The sequence below is a fragment of the Vibrio sp. IB15 genome (assembly GCF_016406055.1).
Lineage (GTDB): Bacteria > Pseudomonadota > Gammaproteobacteria > Enterobacterales > Vibrionaceae > Vibrio > Vibrio chagasii.
Genome location: NZ_JAEFCE010000154.1, coordinates 1 through 895, shown reverse-complemented (window position 1 = coordinate 895; position 895 = coordinate 1). Strand labels below are relative to the sequence as shown.

Sequence of the window (895 nt, the reverse complement as noted above, 5' to 3'; positions counted from 1 at the left end):
AGCTCAATTTACCGCTTGTTAGTCCTTTATATCGAGACATTGCAGTCTCAGATATTGAGCGATAGTGATAACCAGATTCGACTTTCCACTTTGTTATTGTGCCATTTTTCAGAGCTATTACCGCTTCGTTTCTGGGATGGCCATCTTCCCAAAGTGCTGCATTCTTTCGAGGCGGGATCAACGGAGTACAACCTTTCTTTTTCAGGATCTCATGGCAATTTTTGGTGTCATAGGCTCCATCTGCGGATACGGCAACGATCTTTCTGCGTAGTGGATTGAGCAGCGTCGGTAACACTTCACTATCGCCAACATTTACAAGGCTGACTTCCGCACTAACAGCTTCGTGAGTATCCACATCTACAGCTAAGTGCAGTTTACGCCATGTTCTGCGTTTTTCTGCGCCATGCTTTTTCACTTTCCACTCACCCTCGCCAAAGACTTTGAGGCCAGTTGAGTCAATAGCTATATGCCGAATGGCTCCTCTAGATTTATTGCGATATTTAACCTGAACCGTCTTCGAACGTTTACTGATACAGGTGTAGTCAGGGGACGTCAGTGGAACATCCAGTAGCTCGAAGACCGAGTCGATAAAACCTTGAAGTGCACGCAATGGCAGAGAGAAGATACCCTTGATCATCAAGGCAGTTTCAATCGCTGTATCTGAATACTGGAAGCCTCTACCACGTCTACCATGATGGGTTTTGCATTGCCATGCATCTATGGCGGAGTCATCTATCCAAAACGTAACTGACCCACGCTTGCACAGTGCTTTATTGTACTCTGCCCAGTTAGTTATCTTCTTTTTTGCTTTACCCATATTACCAACGTCCTAACCATCACAAAGGATCAGATCGCAGGACTTGGAAAAGGTTCAATGGATTTAGGCAACAACGCC

1 protein-coding gene is annotated in these 895 nt (G+C 45.4%); it reads right to left on the bottom strand.

From position 1 onward, the window contains the following. Positions 1 to 817, bottom strand: an 817-nt coding sequence (locus JC606_RS23190) for an IS5 family transposase (RefSeq protein WP_198779563.1), incomplete at its 3' end; no start/stop codon positions are given. Between the last annotated feature and the right edge of the window lie 78 nt (positions 818 to 895).